General features: G+C 73.5%; 22 protein-coding genes and 2 pseudogenes. 4 read left to right on the forward strand and 20 right to left on the reverse strand.

From position 1 onward, the window contains the following. Positions 1 to 65 precede the first annotated feature (65 nt). From IPM45_04950 to IPM45_05005, 12 genes are all read right to left on the reverse strand, one after another. Complete coding sequence (locus tag IPM45_04950) at positions 66 to 602, reverse strand: WhiB family transcriptional regulator (GenBank protein MBK9178912.1); 537 nt, start codon at positions 600 to 602, stop codon at positions 66 to 68. A 224-nt stretch (positions 603 to 826) separates the two neighbouring features. Further along, a complete protein-coding gene (locus IPM45_04955; protein ID MBK9178913.1) occupies positions 827 to 2,170 on the reverse strand; it encodes a phage major capsid protein in 1,344 nt (447 codons plus the stop codon). Positions 2,171 to 2,282: 112 nt separating this feature from the next. Next, positions 2,283 to 2,507: a hypothetical protein gene (locus IPM45_04960; protein ID MBK9178914.1), complete on the reverse strand. Its 225-nt coding sequence runs from the start codon at positions 2,505 to 2,507 to the stop codon at positions 2,283 to 2,285. Positions 2,508 to 2,687: 180 nt separating this feature from the next. Then, positions 2,688 to 3,002, reverse strand: coding sequence for an HNH endonuclease (locus IPM45_04965; protein MBK9178915.1), 315 nt, complete (start codon positions 3,000 to 3,002; stop codon positions 2,688 to 2,690). Continuing rightward, a complete protein-coding gene (locus IPM45_04970) occupies positions 2,999 to 3,295 on the reverse strand; it encodes a DUF4326 domain-containing protein (GenBank protein ID MBK9178916.1) in 297 nt (98 codons plus the stop codon). Before IPM45_04970 ends, IPM45_04965 begins: the two co-directional genes overlap by 4 nt. A gap of 155 nt (positions 3,296 to 3,450) precedes the next feature. Further along, positions 3,451 to 3,648 (reverse strand): hypothetical protein, encoded by a 198-nt coding sequence (locus IPM45_04975; GenBank protein ID MBK9178917.1) that lies wholly within the window; start codon positions 3,646 to 3,648, stop codon positions 3,451 to 3,453. Beyond that, positions 3,645 to 4,286, reverse strand: a complete 642-nt coding sequence (locus IPM45_04980) for a hypothetical protein (protein MBK9178918.1) — start codon at positions 4,284 to 4,286, stop codon at positions 3,645 to 3,647. Before IPM45_04980 ends, IPM45_04975 begins: the two co-directional genes overlap by 4 nt. Positions 4,287 to 4,468: 182 nt before the next feature. Next, positions 4,469 to 5,536: an AAA family ATPase gene (locus IPM45_04985; protein ID MBK9178919.1), complete on the reverse strand. Its 1,068-nt coding sequence runs from the start codon at positions 5,534 to 5,536 to the stop codon at positions 4,469 to 4,471. Next, positions 5,533 to 6,156 carry a hypothetical protein gene (locus IPM45_04990; protein MBK9178920.1) on the reverse strand — a complete coding sequence of 208 codons (624 nt, stop codon included), beginning with the start codon at positions 6,154 to 6,156 and terminating at the stop codon, positions 5,533 to 5,535. Before IPM45_04990 ends, IPM45_04985 begins: the two co-directional genes overlap by 4 nt. Then, positions 6,153 to 6,374 carry a hypothetical protein gene (locus tag IPM45_04995; protein MBK9178921.1) on the reverse strand — a complete coding sequence of 74 codons (222 nt, stop codon included), beginning with the start codon at positions 6,372 to 6,374 and terminating at the stop codon, positions 6,153 to 6,155. Before IPM45_04995 ends, IPM45_04990 begins: the two co-directional genes overlap by 4 nt. Positions 6,375 to 6,701: 327 nt before the next feature. Then, positions 6,702 to 6,866 (reverse strand): hypothetical protein, encoded by a 165-nt coding sequence (locus IPM45_05000; GenBank protein ID MBK9178922.1) that lies wholly within the window; start codon positions 6,864 to 6,866, stop codon positions 6,702 to 6,704. Continuing rightward, on the reverse strand, positions 6,863 to 7,039 hold the full coding sequence (locus IPM45_05005; protein ID MBK9178923.1) for a helix-turn-helix domain-containing protein: 177 nt from the start codon (positions 7,037 to 7,039) through the stop codon (positions 6,863 to 6,865). Before IPM45_05005 ends, IPM45_05000 begins: the two co-directional genes overlap by 4 nt. A 109-nt stretch (positions 7,040 to 7,148) precedes the next feature. Here IPM45_05005 and IPM45_05010 point away from each other — a divergent pair, with 109 nt between their 5' ends. Then, positions 7,149 to 7,565, forward strand: a complete 417-nt coding sequence (locus tag IPM45_05010; GenBank protein MBK9178924.1) for a hypothetical protein — start codon at positions 7,149 to 7,151, stop codon at positions 7,563 to 7,565. Between the two features lie 28 nt (positions 7,566 to 7,593). On the opposite strand, the gene IPM45_05015 is transcribed toward IPM45_05010, so the two are convergent. Together IPM45_05015 and IPM45_05020 are read right to left on the reverse strand one after the other, a co-directional pair. Next, positions 7,594 to 8,985 (reverse strand): recombinase family protein, encoded by a 1,392-nt coding sequence (locus tag IPM45_05015; protein MBK9178925.1) that lies wholly within the window; start codon positions 8,983 to 8,985, stop codon positions 7,594 to 7,596. Positions 8,986 to 9,004: 19 nt separating this feature from the next. After that, positions 9,005 to 9,526 (reverse strand): annotated as a pseudogene (locus IPM45_05020) (ATP-binding protein). A gap of 515 nt (positions 9,527 to 10,041) precedes the next feature. Here IPM45_05020 and IPM45_05025 point away from each other — a divergent pair. Continuing rightward, positions 10,042 to 11,031: a hypothetical protein gene (locus tag IPM45_05025; protein MBK9178926.1), complete on the forward strand. Its 990-nt coding sequence runs from the start codon at positions 10,042 to 10,044 to the stop codon at positions 11,029 to 11,031. Between the two features lie 7 nt (positions 11,032 to 11,038). On the opposite strand, the gene IPM45_05030 is transcribed toward IPM45_05025, so the two are convergent. Further along, a complete protein-coding gene (locus tag IPM45_05030; GenBank protein MBK9178927.1) occupies positions 11,039 to 11,806 on the reverse strand; it encodes an enoyl-CoA hydratase/isomerase family protein in 768 nt (255 codons plus the stop codon). Positions 11,807 to 11,951: 145 nt separating this feature from the next. Between IPM45_05030 and IPM45_05035 the strand changes: the two genes are divergently transcribed. Together IPM45_05035 and IPM45_05040 are read left to right on the forward strand one after the other, a co-directional pair. Then, a complete protein-coding gene (locus IPM45_05035) occupies positions 11,952 to 12,176 on the forward strand; it encodes a hypothetical protein (protein MBK9178928.1) in 225 nt (74 codons plus the stop codon). Between the two features lie 238 nt (positions 12,177 to 12,414). Then, positions 12,415 to 13,625: pseudogene (locus IPM45_05040) on the forward strand (IS110 family transposase). A 21-nt stretch (positions 13,626 to 13,646) separates the two neighbouring features. Here the strand turns inward: IPM45_05040 and IPM45_05045 are convergent. The 5 genes from IPM45_05045 to IPM45_05065 all read right to left on the reverse strand — a co-directional run bounded on the left by IPM45_05045 (position 13,647) and on the right by IPM45_05065 (position 15,899). Continuing rightward, positions 13,647 to 13,991, reverse strand: a complete 345-nt coding sequence (locus IPM45_05045) for a YraN family protein (protein ID MBK9178929.1) — start codon at positions 13,989 to 13,991, stop codon at positions 13,647 to 13,649. Positions 13,992 to 13,995: 4 nt separating this feature from the next. Beyond that, positions 13,996 to 14,289 carry a DUF2469 domain-containing protein gene (locus IPM45_05050; GenBank protein MBK9178930.1) on the reverse strand — a complete coding sequence of 98 codons (294 nt, stop codon included), beginning with the start codon at positions 14,287 to 14,289 and terminating at the stop codon, positions 13,996 to 13,998. Between the two features lie 64 nt (positions 14,290 to 14,353). Beyond that, the gene (gene rplS / locus IPM45_05055; protein ID MBK9178931.1) at positions 14,354 to 14,698 is read right to left on the reverse strand and encodes a 50S ribosomal protein L19; all 345 of its coding nucleotides are present in this window, start codon (positions 14,696 to 14,698) and stop codon (positions 14,354 to 14,356) included. Beyond that, complete coding sequence (trmD, locus tag IPM45_05060) at positions 14,695 to 15,483, reverse strand: tRNA (guanosine(37)-N1)-methyltransferase TrmD (GenBank protein MBK9178932.1); 789 nt, start codon at positions 15,481 to 15,483, stop codon at positions 14,695 to 14,697. Before trmD ends, rplS begins: the two co-directional genes overlap by 4 nt. Beyond that, positions 15,480 to 15,899, reverse strand: coding sequence for a ribosome maturation factor RimM (locus tag IPM45_05065; GenBank protein MBK9178933.1), 420 nt, complete (start codon positions 15,897 to 15,899; stop codon positions 15,480 to 15,482). The genes trmD and IPM45_05065 overlap by 4 nt, the downstream gene beginning before the upstream one ends. Between the last annotated feature and the right edge of the window lie 14 nt (positions 15,900 to 15,913).

Raw genomic sequence — 15,913 nt, forward strand, 5'->3', positions numbered from 1 at the left:
CGAGAATGGGAGCGGTCGCGAGAGCCATCACCGCTCCCACGGATCACCGCGGCCGATCCTCGACGTCAGGCGGCCGCGTGTGGTGCCTGTGCGCTTGCGTGAGGCGACGCGATCCCGGTCATGGGCTCTCGGTCATTCACCGAACCGGGAGCCTCTCGGGGCAACGTGGGCGATCTGGTGCCGAGCTGGTGGGCGCGGCTGCCGGTGATGCCGAGCAGCGCGCCGACCGCACGCCACGTCAGCCCTTCGGCCCGCAACGCGATGACGCTCGCCGCCGTCCACTCGCCCCGGTCGGCCGCCTCGTCGGCCCGGCGCTCGGCCCTCATCCGTGACCGCTCGGCCGTCGTGGTCCCGGCCCGCACGCCGACGAGCCACGGCGTCGACAGCGCGTCGGCGAGGCAGTCGTCGCGGACGAGGCACCTCGAGCAGACGTCCATCGCCGCCTCGCACCTCGCCTCCGTCTCGGAGCGTGGGTGCCAGTCGACCCGGGCGTAGTTCGGCTCCCGGCAGAGGGCGTCGCGGTGCCAGGGCGGGCGCAGGTCGAGCGTGACGGCCAGCACCTCGGCCGGGTCCACACCAGACGACCAGTCGACGTCGAGCACTGGCCCGATTGTGGCACCCCAGGTGCCGGGACGTGGAAGGGCCCCGCCCCCCGGCCCACGAGGAGCACGACCGGGGAACGGGGCCCAAGGTGGCGCCGCCAGCAGCCAGACCAGCGGCACCGGCGCACCCGGCCGCCCCAGACCAGGAAGGCGACCAGGGTGCACGCCCGACCACCCGGCGGCGGCGAAAGGAGACCGCCGCCGGGGAAGTCGGACGCGACCTCTCAGGCAGTCCCGCCGATGAGGCTCGTTGCCGCTGTCTGATCGAGCGTCGCGGCGTCCCATCGGCTGAGGCATCGGAAGCTCACGACATCGCGGTCCCAGGCGTACTCGACGGAGCGTTCGACGCGCATCTGCCCGACCCGGCGCACCACGAACGCCGACTCCCAGTCACCGAAGTAGCAGGAGATGCTCGCAGTGGCCATCGCCGGGAGCCACGGGTCCGTGAACACCGGGTAGCCGAGCAGGGTGGGAGGCGAGCCGACCTGGCCGGGCGGCAGGAAGATCGGCCTGTTGGTCGTGTCCGTCATGCCCATGACCGAGGCGAGGAACGTGTCGGAGACGATCCACCGGGCGTTGGTCCTGTAGGCCGGCCCGAGCGCGAACACCGCCGTGTTCAGGTTCGCATAGCTGGGTGCCCCGGCCACCCCGGTACCCATCACAGCAGCAGTCCCGAACCCGGCCGTCGTGATCCCGCCCGGCTCGTTCGTGCCGGTCCCGAGCGTGAGCTTCTGGCCGACCGCCCGGCCCATCGCATGCCCGAAGTCGGAGGCCAGGAAGCCGTCAAGGTCCACGCCCGCATCCGCGATCAGCTCCTGCGGAGCCTGCGCGAGCTGCCCGAACTTGTAGGACGACAACGAGACCTGTCCCCAGGCCGGGTCCGCCTCCGCGATCGCGGAGCCGGCGCCCAGCAGGGCGGCCGTGCCGTGCGACGAGCAGGTCGGCAGCACCAGCGGCTCGCCGGTCGCCGTGTCCAGCAGACGCGGCCCGGCCGCCAGCACACCGGACATGGGTTCGAGCTTGGCGTAGATCTGGCGGGCCATGCTCGTCGGCAGCAGGTTCGCGCCCGACGAGCCGGTGTAGTAGGTCAGGTCGCGGGACTCGACCGACGGGTAGGGCAGGTCGAGCCCACGGCCCTCGGCCAGCATCCGGCGGATCTCACCGCCACCGCTGCCACCCACACCGACAGGGCCGAACGGCGGCCGGACGATGTGCTCGTAGGGCGCCCGGGCACGGTCCCGGTCCTCGACGGCCCGCTGGGCCTCGCCGAGCGCCAGGTCGATCCGGTCCAACGCCCGCATGAGCCGGTCGTAGTCGCGGCGCTCGGATGCCAGCAGGTCGCGGCCGGACAGCTCGGCGCCGTCCAACAGGTCCCGGCACGCCCGGTACGCCTGGGCCCGCACGTCCGTGAGAGGGCCCGTCTGGCCGGCCCGGGCCATCGCGTCCAGGTCGTCGGTCGAAGGAAGGTCGAAGGTGATGGTCTTGCTCATGGTGTTCACCGCCTGCGCCACGTCGGGCGCGTCGAAGGGTTCAGGTCCGGCGGTGCCGATACGGGCGGTGCGGAGCACTCACACCCAGGCTCTACGCCGGGATGACACTGGCGACCCTTGCGGCGGTGCCTAGCCGGGCGGAGCCCGGCCTCAGTCGTCCCGCCCATTGTGGCATAGCAGGTGCCGACAGTCACCACCGGCCGCCCAGCTCCTCGTCCAGCCGGTCGAGCAGCTCCTGCTCGGCGTCCAACCCGTCCAACAGGTCGAGCGCCAGCGCGATCGACAGCCGCCCGTCGACGCCCTCGGCGTAGCTGCCCGAGAACTGCCACCGCTGGTACACCGCCGCCGCCCACAAGCGCCGATCGCCCTCCGACAGCCCGGCCGCAGCCCGGCGCAAGTGGGAGAAGTCAGTCATCGGGCACCGTCACCAGGGTCGAGCCCGTACAACCCAACCCGCACACCTTGCGATCGAGGGTGCTTCGGACCACCCGGAAGCCTTCGCACGCGAAAAGACGACCCGTCCGGTCAGGCTTTGTAAGCGGGCGCGTGCTGGCATAGCTCACCCACAGTGTTCGCCACCAAACAAACTGGCCTCTCACGGTGGTGGGCCGGGTCGAGCGCCGCGGCGGTAGTTGCATCGGGTGCAGGCGGCGACGAGGTTGTCGGCGCTGTCGGCACCGCCCTTGGACACTGGCAGCAGGTGGTCGACGGTGGCGGCCGGGCCTCCGCACCAGTGGCAGCGGTAGCCGTCGCGGTCGAGGACGGCGAGGCGGAGCCGGGTGTACGGGCGGCCGTAGCCCTGGCCGGTGGAGCGGCGGCGGGCGCGTCGCTGGGCTTCGACGGTGCGCTGACAGTCAGGGCAGCGGCTGGCGGGGGTGAGTGTGCCGCAGTCGAGGCACGGCCGCTTCACGACACCACCTCATCGTCGGTGTGGTCGTTGGCGACGGCGAGGAGCAGGTCGGCGTGGCACGGCTCGGTCAGTGGGCACCAGCAGGCGAGGTCGTGGCCGGCGAGGTGCTGGCGGATGGCGGCGGCGAGCTCGGGATGCTCGGCCAGGTGCCGGCGGTAGAGCTCGACGGCGTGGGCCCGGTCGCCGTTGGCGACGGGGTGGGGGTTGCCCCACCGGGTGGGGCGGGCGACGACGATGGCGTCGGGCGGTTTGCGCCAGCCGGCGGCGCGGCGGAGCTGGATGCGTTCAGGCATGTTCGTGCTCGTCGGGTGGTGTGCGCCAGGCGAGGGAGCGGGCGGCGAGCAGGGCCAGCTCGTCCTGTTCGTCGGCGGTGAGGTGGGCGAGGGCGTCGGCGGTGTGGCCGGCCCGCTAGCAGCCGCGGCCGAGGATGGCGAGGATGAGGTTGACGTCATCGTGCATGGTCGGCTCCGTGGTCGAGCTCGAGCAGGGCGTGGCGTACGCCGGCGCGGGTGTGGATGGCGCACCAGCGGCCGACGACGACGGTGCCGAGGACGAGGCGGTACTCGCCGGGCCGGTGGCAGCCGGGGGCGTGGCAGGCGGGTGGCACCGTGTGGACGCGGGCCGGGATCGTGGCGGTGTGGGTCATCGTGAAGTCTCCAGGACGAGGACGGCCTCGACGTCGGTGCGGAGGTCGCCGTTGGCTCCGTGGCGGAGGCGGGGGGTGGGCACGTCGACGCGTTCGACCAGGGTGCAGCCCAGCCGGTCGAGCAGGTCGGCCCACCAGTCGACGACCGCGACGACCTTGCCGCGGCGCACGTGGTCGGACACGTTGACGATGAGCCGGCCGGCGGGCTGGAGGACCCGCAGCATCTCGACGGCGGCGGCGTGGTGGAGGTCCCGGTAGGCGTCGCCCCATTGGAGAGCGGCGCCCGACCCGGTGGTGAGGGGCCGGCCGAGCGCCGTCCGGTAGGTGTGGCGGCGGGAGCCGTCGCGGCCGTCGTAGGTGTCGGCCATGCGGTTGCCGTAGGCGGGGCTGGTGCAGATGGCGTCGAAGGTGTCTGGCCCGAACGGGAGGCGGGTGGCGTCGGCGCAGACGGTGCGGGGGTGGGCGGCGGCCCACTCGTGCTCCAGCTCGACCCCGACGGACTGGCAGCCGGCGAGGCGGGCTACCCGGTGGATGCCGCCGGTCCCGGCGAACGGGTCGAGGACGAGGCGTCGGCCGCGGAGCTGCCAGGCGAGGATGGGGAGCAGCTCGGCCGTGAAGGTGGCGGGGTGCTCTGGCACGTGGAGGCCGGGGAACGCGTGGGCGACGATCTGCTGGGACGGGGACGAGGTCTCTTTCTTGTGGTGCCCCCCGTGGTGTCCCTCGTCCTCTCGTCCTATAGACGAGAGGGACGAGGGACGAGACCCGTACGCGTCTTGTCGGGACGAGGTGGGACGAGACCGGGACGAGGGACGAGACTTGCTCATTGGAGCTGCTCCCGGCCGGCCTGCGTGAGGTAGTGGCGGTGGGCGTTGCCGACGGTCTGCACGACGAGCCAGCCGTGCTCGACCGCGGCTTTGAGGGCGACGCGGATGGCGGTCGCCTTGCCGGACACCTCGGTTTCGATGCGTCCCTTGGCGAGCCCGTCGTAGACGGAGAGGTGCTCGAGGATGCGGAGCGTGAGCGCATGGTCGGCCGGTTCGTCTCCCGGCGGGTCGAGGCTGATCGTGACGCCACCGTCGGGCCATCCGGTGAGGGCCATCGTGGCGACCCGGCCGTCGATGCTGCGCCCGCGGACGTGGCCGGGCCGGTCCTTGGTGACGGTGACCGTCACCACGCCTTCGGACGGGTCGGAGCCGACGGGCCGGGCGAACGTCCTGACGACGTCGAACCGGTAGGCGGCGCCGGAGATGCCGGCGAGCTTGTGCTGCCCGCCGATGGCGTAGCGGCCTCGGGTCTCGGTGCTCTTGGTGACGTGGTCGATGCAGGAGACGGCGGCGCCCTGCTCGGCGAACCTGCGGGGCAGGGCTCGCATCCAGCGGGCCACGTCGGCGTTCGACATGAGGTCGAGCCCTTCGGTGACCATCGCCTCGGTGACACCGTCGATGACGACGAGGTCCCACGGCTGGGCGAGGTGGCCGGCGAGGTCGACGGCGGCGCCGGTGGGGGTGCCGTGCCGGTCGGCGAGCGGTTCGTCGGGTCGGACGTACACGAAGTGGGCGGCGATCTGCTCTCGGGTGGCGCCGAGGGCGACCAGGCGGGCGACGATCCCACGTTCGTCGTCCTCGAAGTCGACCCACAGGACCCGGCCGCCGGCGGCGACGACCTGGGCGGCGCCGGCCATCGCGGCCCACGACTTGCACGACTCGGATTCGCCCATGAACCAGTGGACGCGGCCGCGGTAGAGCAGGTGTTCGCCGTCGCTGCGGGTGAGCATGGCGGGGCCGGGGAGGTCGCCGCCGTCGAGGGCGTCGGTGAGGTCGACGGCGGCCCACGACGTGGCGGGGGCGTCCTCGTCGCCGTCGCCGTTCCAATAGTCGTGGTCGCTCACGGCCTGCCGACCTTCTGGTCGAAGGCGGCGACGGCGGCGTCGACGTCTGGCTTGGCGACACCGGCGAGCTTGGCGGCGGGGATGAGCGCGGAGAGCACGTCGTGGCGGGTGGTGCGCCCGTCGATCACGTGGCCGACGAGGGCGTCGAGGGCGCGCTGCAGGGTGTTGGCCGGCTTGTACCCCTTGGCCTTCGACGTGACGATCCGCCCCACCTGCTGTTCGATGAGCAGGGCGGGTGGCACGCCGGTCCTGGCGCTGACAGCGGGCTCTCCTTGTTCTAGGCGCCGGATCTCCGTCTGGGCGATCACCTGCGCCTGGTCGGCGATGTGGTCGGTGTGGGCGGCGATCTGCTGGGCCGACGCCAGGAGCCCCTGGTAGAGGTTGTGGCGGTCGCCGTGGGCGAGCTCCTTGACGGCTTCGACGAGCCACTGGGTCTGTTCGGCGGCGTGGTCGACGATGTCGCCGAGCTCGTCGCCGAGCCGGCACAGCTCGTCGAGCCGCTTCTCGATGCTGTAGAGGTGGCTTGCGCTGTCCTCGGCGGCTTCGGCTTGGCGTTCGGCGGCGGCGGCGATCCGCTCGAGGGGGTCGACGGTCGGTTCGGGGAACGGGATCGTGGTCACCGCTGCGCCCCCTGCCGGTCGAGCAGCTCGAGGACCGTGAGCAGGAACCGGCGGGCCCGTTCACGGCCGCCGTGAACATGGGCGAGCTGCTGGGCGGTGCGCACCGGGTCGCGCAGGTCGCCCCGCACCGCAGCCCGGTTCGCCACGTACTGCAACAGGTCGCGGTTACGATTGCCCATGACGCCGCCCTTCATGCCCAGCAGCCTGAAGAACGTCACCGCGAGCCCCGGGACCCGCCTCCCGGGGCTCGTTCACGTTGTAGGTCTCGGTGATGATGCTGGTGATCCGGGTCTCGTAGGTGTCGACGCCTCGTTCGAGCTCGACCACGAGGGCGGCGAGGGTGTGGAGCCCTGGCCGTGGGCGGCGTGGCATCGCCGGCTGGGGGGCCCGGGCCCGGGCCTGCGGGGCGGTGCGGCGGCGCTGGCGTAGGGCCCGCTGACGGCACGCCCCCGAGCAGTAGATGGCGTCGGATCGGGACGGCGTGAACGTGGTGTCGCAGGACGCGCAACGGTGGCCAGCCGTCACGGCGTTACGGATGGCGGGCATCACGCTGCGTCCAGACGCGACGAGCCGGCCCGCACGGGGTCGGGCCGGTCGTTCAGGATGGCGGCGACCCGCGCCAGGATCGCCGGGTCGGTGATCGTGCGGGGGCGGCCGGTGGCCTCCCGCTGGTCGAGGATGCGTTCGACGGCGGCGCGGTCGGCGGTCATCGCTCGGCCGCCTTCGTGCCCGCCTCGATGATCTGCTCGATGGCGTCGGCCGGGACGTACCGCTTCCGGCCGATCGTCGTCGTGGTCAGACGGCCGGTGCGGATCAGCTTGTAGACGAAGCCGGTGGAGCAGCGCAGCTCGTCGGCGGCTTCTCGGGTGGTCAGGAGTCGCATGGGCGTGCCTCACGGAGCCCAGCCGGTAGCGGGAGTGGTTACCCGGGTGCGGCGGGCCTGCGAGGGGCGGAGCCCATGGCCTCTAACTGACGGGCGCTACTCTAGCACCGTGAAATCACACGCGTGTAGTTCGGTGGCGGTTCGGTGCCGGGTGTGCGCCAGCCGTCGGCCCGGGTCGGTCGCTCCGGCGTTCGCCGAGCTGCAGCGTGGCCTCGACCGGGAGCTGGTCGAGCGTGGAGCGCCGGCCGAGCTGATCGCGGCTCACGGCGACGACTGGCGGCTGGTCCCGGTGGAGCGGCGGACGGCCCGGTCGGCGCATCGGGCGTGGCTGGCCGGTGTCGGCGGCCACGACCCGCTCGAGGTGCTCGGCGGCCGTGCGCCGGCGCTGGCGGAGAGCCGGGCGGTGCCGCTGACGCGCCGTGGCGACGCGGTGCAGCTCGGGCCGTGCCGGGTGTGCGGCCACGCTCCCAGGGTGCGGGTCGGCCGGCTGATCGGCCTCGCCGCCAGAGGCGACGTCTGGCTCTGAGGGGCCCGGGCCCCCAGGGTCGATCCTGTCAGCCGATGCGATCGATCGGGTCGGCCCAGTCGATCTGCACCCGGTCGGTGTCGAAGCGGTTGCGCCCGCGGACCGCCGGGGCGACCACCACGCGGGCGACCACGGCGGCGAGCGCGTCGCGCTTCTGCTCGACCGTCAGCCCGTCCCAGCGGGCTCGGAGCACGCCGGGGGCGCCGAGCAGCTCGACCACGGCGGGGCGGCGTCCGGCCGCCCCGAGCGCCGTGCGAGCGGCGTCGAGCCGGGCGACGATCCCCTCGCGTGCCGCGAGCCACTCGGCCAGGGTGATCGTCCCGGCGCCGCGGACCACGGCCAGCTCGTCGAGCTCGGCCTGGAGCCGCGCCACGTCGTCGGCGGCCGGGTCGTCGGGGGTGGCGGGCGACGGGAACGGCGCCTCGTCCAGAGCGGCGAGCGCAGCGGCGACCACCAGATCCTCGAGCGGCTCGGCGAGCACCTTCGACCCGTCGGGCGACGGGACCACGTAGCAGCGGGTGCCGTCGGCGTTCGGGCGGGACACGAACCGGCGGCCGTCGGGCGCGTAGACCAGCCCCGTGAGCAGGTAGCGGCGTGCGGGCCGGCGGTGACGGCGGGCCGGGTCTTGGAGCACGGCCCGCACCTTCTCCCACGTCGGCCGGTCGAGCAGAGCCGGCCACGTCCCGTCGGCCACCGCTTCGCCTTCGTGGCCGCGCAGCCCGGCGGTGCGGGGAGCGGTGAGCACCCGGTGCAAGACCTGGCGGGTCCACGGCCCGCCGGTCACGGTCGGGACTGGCATGCCGCGGATCACGGCGCCGAGCGAGTCCCCGGCGACGATCCGCCCGGCCGCCCAGCGCACGGCGTCGGCCTCGGCGGGGATCACGGTCACCCGGTCGTCGGCGTAGCCGAAGGGCCGGGTGCCACCGCCGGACGGGCGGCCCTCCCGCGCCATCTCGGCGTGCTTCGACCTGATCCGCGCCGAGCGGTGCTCGCTCTCGTAGCGGGCGACCGTGCCGACCAGGCGGGCCGACATGCGCCCGGCCGGGGTCGTCAAGTCGTAGAGCCCGGTCTGCACGGTGAGCACGTCGACCGGTGGGCGCACGATCCGCTCGGAGCCGGCGTCCTTGCCGTTCAGGAGGTCGATCACGTCCTCCAGCTCGCGGGGGGCGCGGGTGATCCGGTCGGGGTGCCAGGCGACGAGCACGTCGGCCTCGCCCCGGCGGATGGCGGCGACGACCTGCTCCCAGGCGGGACGGCGGCGCCGGCTGAACGCCGAGCGGTCGTCGTCGAGGTGCTCGGCCACGACTTCGACGTCGTGCCGTTCGGCCAGCTCGCGGCACTCTCGGGCCTGCCGGCGCACCCCCACCTCGTCGCGTCGCGGGTTCCTGCTGATCCTGGCGTACACGATCCCTCGCCTCATGAAACCTAATTGTAGCCCTGTGCGTGGCCAGGCTGATCTCGCCCGGCCGCATGGCGGACGTGCCCCCGCCGATGAGCGAGACCGGCGACGCGCCGTGGTGAGGGGCCCGGAACGGGGGCTGACGCACCAGCCCGCCGGGCGGGAGGGGAACGCCCGCGGCCGAGTGGATGCGGGTGACCTCCATCGTCTGCTCGTGGTCGAGGGGCGGCAGCAGCCCGGGGAGGCGACGCGCCAGCATCGTCTTGCCGGCGCCCGGCGGACCGACGAGCAGCAGGTGGTGCCCACCCGATGCGGCCACCTCGAGGGCGAACCGAGCGACGGCCTGCCCGCGCACGTCGCCCAGGTCGGGCTGGGGCGGCTCGGGCTCCGGGCGGGGTGGATCGGGCGGATCGGGCCAGGGCGCCTCGCCGCGGAGCGCGGCCACGAGCTCCCCGAGGGTGCGGACGGGCCGCACCACGTGACGGCCGACGAGGGTCGCCTCTCCCGCGGCCTCGGCCGGCACCACCGCGACCTCGGCCTGCAGCGCGTCGACCAGCGACACGGTGCCCGGGACCCGCCGGACCGACCCGTCGAGGCCGAGCTCGCCGAGGAACCCGAAGCCGGTGACGGCCTCTGCAGGCTGGAGATCGCCGCTGGCCATCAGCAGCGCGACGGCGATCGGGAGATCGAGGCCGGCGCCGCCCTTGGGCACCCACGACGGCGCCAGGTTGACGGTGATCCGCTTGAGCGGCCACGGCAACCCGCTCGACAGGAGCGCCGCCCGCACCCGGTCACGCGACTCCCGGCACGAGGCGTCGGGGTGACCCACGACGCTGAAGGCGGGCAGCCCGCCCGCCACGTGGACCTCGACGGAGACGGGGCTTCCCTGCACCCCGAGCACGGTGGCGGATGCGACCCTGGCGAGCACGGCGGCCTCCTCGACCGACGACCGGAGGAGGACGGCGCTGGGGCGCACCGACGAGCCGAGACGATGGTAGCGAGGGGGTGTCGCGACGACCGGCGATTACGCGGCGCCGCCCCGCGGCACCGCCGCGCGGCACCGGTACCGTGCTCGTCGTGCTCCGCTACGTCGCGTACCACGAGCTGGCCGGCGTGCCCAACGTGATCGTCGACGGGGCGGCAGGCCCGGACACCGTGCTCACCCTCTCCCACTGGCCGGGGGCGGCCACGCCCCCGGCGCTGCGCGCGGACCTCTCCGCCGAGATCGCCTTCCGCTACCTCGACCGGCCGGACCTGCACGTGGCCGCCGAGGCGGTGTCGAACAACCACCTGGACGAGGACGGCCTGGTGAGCCTCTTCGCGCTGGTCGACCCGGTGGCGGCCACGCCCCGCCGCGCCCGCCTGGTGGAGGTCGCCCGCGCCGGCGACTTCGCGGTCACCCGCGACGAGCAGGCCGCGCGGATCGCCTTCGCGCTGGCCGCCCTCATGGACGGGGAGCGCTCGACCCTGGACCCGTCGCTGTTCGCCCTGCCCCACCCCCTGGGCATGGCGGCCCTCACCGGCGAGCTGCTCGGCGTCCTGGCGGAGCTGACCGATCACCCCGAGCGCCGGCGCGACCTCTGGGCTCCCGAGCACGCCTGGCTGGAGGCCAGCGGGCGCGCCCTCGCCGACGGCCGGGCCCGGCTCACCGAGCACCCCGACCTCGATCTCGTCGAGGTCGACATCGACGACGACCTGGAGCTGACGGGGGCCCTCGGTGGCGGATACGGGCCCCTGCACCCGATGGCCGTGCACCGGGCGAGCCCGTGCGTCCGGGTGCTGACGCGCCAGGGCGCCCGCTACGAGCTCCGAGAGCGCTACGAGGGCTGGGTGCAGCTGGTGTCCCGCCGGCCTCGCCCGCGGGTCGACCTGGGGCCGGTGGCGGCCGCGCTCAGCCTCGACGAGCCGGCCGGTCGCTGGGTCGCCGACGCCCCGAGCGATCTCACGCCCGCGCTGCACCTGGAGGGGGCGGCAGGCAGCGCCCTGCCCTTCGAGCGCTTCCGCTCGGCGGTGCTGGCCCGCGTGCGGGACGGCCGCCCCGCATGGGACCCGTCGGCCCCGCCCTGATCCGGGCCTACCGCCCCTCGAAGCGGGGCTCGCGCTTCTGGAGGAAGGCCGTCATCGCCTCGGCGGTGTCGCTGGTGGAGAAGTTCACGGTCTGGCAGCGGGCCTCGTCCTCGAGGGCCTGGTCCATCGAGACCATGAGCGAGTGGTTCAGCATGGTCTTGGTCATCGACAGCGCGATGGGCGGGCCGGCCACGAGCCGCCGGGCCCAGCCGTCGACGAAGGCGTCGAGCTCGTCGGCCGGCACCACCCGGTTCACGAGGCCCAGCCGCTCGGCCTCGTCGGCGGAGACGATGTCGGCGAAGAAGGCGAGCTCCTTGGCCTTGTGCAGCCCGACCAGCCGGGGCAGCAGCCAGCTGCCGCCGAAGTCGACCGACAGGCCCCGCCGGGCGAAGATCTCCGAGAAGCGGGCGTCCTTGGACGCCACGATCAGGTCGCACCCGAGCGCAAGGTTCGCGCCCGCGCCGACGGCGACGCCGTTCACCTTGGCGATGGTGGGCTTGGGCAGCCGGTGCAGGGCGAGGGCGACGTCGGCCACGTGACGCATCCGGGCCAGGCCGTGGCGCGTGAGCGCCTCGGGGCTCAGGTCTGCACCTGAGCAGAACGCCCCACCGGCGCCCGTGACGACGACCACCCGGACGCCGTCGTCGTCGGCAGCCGCCTCGAACACCTCCAGCAGCTCACCGAACATCGCCTGGTCGATGGCGTTCTTGCGGTGCGGGCGGTTCAGCGTGACGGTGAGGACACCGTCGGCCTGCTCGGTCTGGAGGGTCTGCATGGGCGGGCACGATACTGAGGCCCGTGGGCCTCGACCCGTTCCGCAGCCGGCAGGGCTCGACCGCCGACCTGGCCCTGCTCGTGGCCGCGCCGGTCGCGTGCGCGCTGCTGGTCGTCCGGGCGCTGCTCGGCTGACGGCGCCGCTCATGCTCGAGCCGCTGGGCGACGACGAGGTCGAGGTCCGCCGCATCCAGCCCTACCAGGCCGTGAAGGCCTACCGGTGCCCGGGCTGCAACGGTGAGATCGACGCCGGCACGGGCCACCTGGTGGTGGTGCCGCTGGCCGACCCCGAGCTGCGGCGCCACTGGCACCACCCCTGCTGGCGGTACCGGCACCGCCGCCGGCCGGGCCCGGAGCCCCGGCCCCGCTGACCGCCAGGCCGGCCTAATGGGGTCCGATCGGTTCGGCCTTCGGGCAGGCTGGTCACCGAGCCGCCAGCAGGGCAGCACTGTTTCGGCCCGAGCCTTGAGCTCTAGTTCTAGATCGTGCCCCTGCTGGTCGGTGAGGAGGTCGACAGCTTGTGGGGTGGCGTGCCGTTGAGCACTGATCCATTAGGTCGCTGCGGAACTCCTCGAGGCTCAACAACCCATCGAGCAGAGGAGGGGTCCGATGATCTTCGTTGGCGTCGACTGGGCCGAGGCCCATCACGACGTCTGCGTGCTCGACGACCAGGGCGCTGTGCTGGGCCGCCGCCGGGTGAGCGACGGTGTCGCCGGTGTCGCGGGCTGCGCGCTGCTGGCTGAACACGCCGAGGACCCCAGTGACGTGGCGGTCGGGATCGAACTGGACCGTGGCCTGCTGGTCGGGGCGCTGGTCACGGTGGGCTACGAGGTCTCGCGGTGAACCCGATGGCGTCAGCCCGCTATCGGGAACGCCACGGGGTGTCGGGTGCTAAGTCGGACCGGGGCGACGCCAAGGTGCTGGCCGATCTGGTCCGCACCGACCGGCACAACCATCGCCGCATTGCCGGTGACTCTGAGCTGGTGGAAGCGGTGAAGGTGGTGGCCCGGGCCCACCAGTCGGCGATCTGGTCCCGGCAACGTCATCTGAACAGCCTCCGGTCGGCGTTGCGGGAGTACTACCCGGCTGCGCTGATCGCGTTCGGCACCGACCTGGCCAGCAGCGACGCCACGTCGGTGCTCGCCATCGCCCCGACACCCGAGCAGGGCCGCCTGCTGTCCCGGTCCAAGATCGCGTCGGCGTTGCGCCGCGGCGGCCGGCAACGCAACGTCGACGCTCGAGCCGCCGAGATCCAGGCGGCGTTGCGGTCCGAGCAGCTCGCTGCTCCCGGCCGGCTCAGCGCCGCCTACGGCGTCGTGGCCCGCTCCACGGTGGCCGTGATCGTGTCGCAGACCCGGGAGATCGCCGCGCTGGAGGAGGCCCTCGGCGAGGGGTTCGACGAGCACCCGGACGCCAAGATCGTCCGATCCCTGCCAGGACTGGGGACGGTTCTCGGCGCCCGGGTGCTGGGCGAGTTCGGTGATGACCGAACCCGTTTCGCCACCGCCAAGTGTCGCAAGAACTTCGCCGGCAGCGCACCCATCACCAAGGCGTCCGGCCGATCCCACGTCGTGCTGGCACGCCACGCCCGACCCCGCCGCTTGGCCGGCGCGCTCGACCAGTGGGCCTTCTGCTCCCTCACCCACTCACCTGGGGCCCGCCGCTACCACGACCAGCTCAGAGCCCGGAACAAGACGCACCGCCAAGCGCTCCGCCAGCTCGCCAACCGCTGGGTCGGCATCCTCCACACCTGCCTCGAACGCAACGAGCTCTACGACGAGCACCTCGCCTGGGGCCACCACCTCCCCGTCGCCGCTTGACCCCTTCCAGCCGTGGGGTGTCTAGAACGCACCCTCGATCACCTCGACCTGCCCGGCGAGCACGGACACCACGTCGAAGCGGATCTCGCCGGCCCGCACCCCCGACTCCTCGAGCCACCGGGCCGCGAGGTGCCGCAGCCTCACCCGCTTGTCCCGGCCGACGGCCTCCACCGGCGCCCCGAAGGCGTCGGACGAGCGGGTCTTCACCTCCGAGATGACGACGGTGCGACCCCGGCGCAGGATCAGGTCGATCTCGCCGCTCCGGCACCGCCAGTTGCGGGCCAGCACGTCATAGCCCCGCTCGACGTACCAGCGGGCGGCCGCCTCCTCGCCGGAGGCGCCGAGGGCGCGGCGGCGATCGGCCACCGGCCTACAGGTCCTTGCGCGGGAGCTCCTCGACGTTGACGTCCTTGAACGTCACGATCCGCACCGACGGCACGAAGCGCGTCTGGCGGTACATGTCCCACACCCACGCGTCGCGCAGCTCGAGCTCGACGTACGTGCGGCCGCCCACGTCGCGCACCTGCACGTCGACCTCGTTGGCCAGGTAGAACCGCCGCTCGGTCTCGACCACGAAGGAGAACATGGGACTCACGTCCTTGTACTCCCGGTAGAGCTGCAGCTCGATCTCGGCCTCGTAGGCCTCGAGGTCTTCGGTGCTCATCGGCGCTCCCCGGCCGGCGACGGGTGGGGGCCGGCGCCTGCCGCGCCGGCGACGGGGGCTCGCGTCAGTCGCGCTTCTCCTTGACCTTGGCGGCCTTCCCGACCCGGTCACGGAGGTAGTAGAGCTTGGCCCGACGCACGTCGCCCCGCGTGATGCGCTCGATCTTGGCGACCACCGGCGAGTGCACGGGGAAGGTGCGCTCCACGCCGACGCCGTAGCTCACCTTGCGGACCGTGAAGGTCTCTCGGATGCCGTCGCCCTGGCGCCGGGTGACGACGCCCTGGAACACCTGGATGCGCTCCTTGTTGCCCTCGACGACCCGCACGTGCACCTTCAGGGTGTCGCCGGGAGCGAACTCCGGGATGTCGTCACGCCTGGTGGCCTGATCGACGAGATCGGTGGGGTTCATGGCGCGCCTCGTGTGCCGGGGTCTTCGTGGGGGGACTCCGCAGGATAGGCCATCAGGCCGAACTCCTCCAACAGGCCCCGCTCGGACTCGGTGAGCCCGCCCCGTGCCGCCCACAGGTCGGGACGCTCGGTGCGGGTGCGGACCAGGGCCTGGGCCCGCCGCCAACGGGCGATCCGGCCGTGGTCGCCGCTGCGCAGCACCTCGGGGACGGGCCAGCCCCGGAAGTCGGCCGGCCGGGTGTAGTGCGGCCCCTCGAGCAGCCCGTCGGCGAAGCTCTCGTCCACCGCCGACGCCTCGTTGCCCAGCACGCCGGGGATCAGCCGGGCCACGGCCTCCACGACCACCAGGGCCGCCAGCTCGCCCCCGGCCAGGACGTAGTCGCCGATGGACAGCTCGCCGTCGACCAGGTGGTCCCGCACCCGCTCGTCGACGCCCTCGTAGCGACCGCACAGCAGCGAGAAGCCGGGTCGGGACGCCAGCTCGCGGGCCACGTCCTGGTCGAAGGGGCGACCGGCTGGCCCCAGCAGGTAGAGCGGCCGGGGCGGGGCGGCCGCCTCCACACAGGCGAACAGCGGCTCGGGCATGAGCACCATCCCCGCTCCCCCGCCGAAGGGGGCGTCGTCGACGGATCGGTGCGGGTCGTGGGCCTCCGAGCGGAGATCGTGCACCCCGACCTCGAGCCGCCCGTCGCGCCGGGCCCGGCCGAGGATGCTCGCCGAGCAGTAGCCCTCGATCAGGTCGGGGAAGATCGTGAAGACGTGGATGCGGACCGGCGTGGTCCTCACAGCTCGAACAGGCCCGGCGGGACCTCCACCACCACACGGCCGGGGGCGTGGTCGACCACGAAGCGCACCGGCACCAGGGCCCCCGTGTCGAGCACGAGCAGATCGCTCGCCGGGTTCGCCTGCAGGGCCGTCACCCGCCCGCGCGACCGGCCGTCGACCTCGACGACCTCGGCCCCGACGAGCTCGTGGACCCACAGCTCCGCGGGATCGTCGAGCGGCTCGGCCCGGAGCACCGTGCCGTGGAGCGCCTCGGCCCCGGTGCGGGTGGCGACGCCCTCGAACGACACGATCCAGCGACGCTGGTGGGGCCGCGCCGCCTCGACGACCACGACGGCGTCGCCGGCGCGCAGGCGCGACCCGGGGGCGAGCCGCTCGACGCGGTCGGTCACCAGCTCCACGATCACCTCTCCCCGCATGCCGTGGGCCCGGC

The sequence above is a fragment of the Acidimicrobiales bacterium genome (assembly GCA_016716005.1).
Classification (GTDB): Bacteria; Actinomycetota; Acidimicrobiia; order Acidimicrobiales; family JADJXE01; genus JADJXE01.

What these genes read in the sequence shown, in the direction of transcription:
- IPM45_05005 (MBK9178923.1), bottom strand. Translation starts at nt 7,039, where the DNA reads ATGCGACTCCTGACCACCCGAGAAGCCGCCGACGAGCTGCGCTGCTCC.
- IPM45_04960 (MBK9178914.1), bottom strand. Translation starts at nt 2,507, where the DNA reads ATGACTGACTTCTCCCACTTGCGCCGGGCTGCGGCCGGGCTGTCGGAG.
- IPM45_05030 (MBK9178927.1), bottom strand. Translation starts at nt 11,806, where the DNA reads ATGCAGACCCTCCAGACCGAGCAGGCCGACGGTGTCCTCACCGTCACG.
- IPM45_05015 (MBK9178925.1), bottom strand. Translation starts at nt 8,985, where the DNA reads ATGAGGCGAGGGATCGTGTACGCCAGGATCAGCAGGAACCCGCGACGC.
- IPM45_05000 (MBK9178922.1), bottom strand. Translation starts at nt 6,866, where the DNA reads ATGACCGCCGACCGCGCCGCCGTCGAACGCATCCTCGACCAGCGGGAG.
- IPM45_04970 (MBK9178916.1), bottom strand. Translation starts at nt 3,295, where the DNA reads ATGCCTGAACGCATCCAGCTCCGCCGCGCCGCCGGCTGGCGCAAACCG.
- IPM45_04975 (MBK9178917.1), bottom strand. Translation starts at nt 3,648, where the DNA reads ATGACCCACACCGCCACGATCCCGGCCCGCGTCCACACGGTGCCACCC.
- IPM45_05065 (MBK9178933.1), bottom strand. Translation starts at nt 15,899, where the DNA reads ATGCGGGGAGAGGTGATCGTGGAGCTGGTGACCGACCGCGTCGAGCGG.
- IPM45_05035 (MBK9178928.1), top strand. Translation starts at nt 11,952, where the DNA reads ATGCTCGAGCCGCTGGGCGACGACGAGGTCGAGGTCCGCCGCATCCAG.
- rplS (MBK9178931.1), bottom strand. Translation starts at nt 14,698, where the DNA reads ATGAACCCCACCGATCTCGTCGATCAGGCCACCAGGCGTGACGACATC.
- IPM45_05050 (MBK9178930.1), bottom strand. Translation starts at nt 14,289, where the DNA reads ATGAGCACCGAAGACCTCGAGGCCTACGAGGCCGAGATCGAGCTGCAG.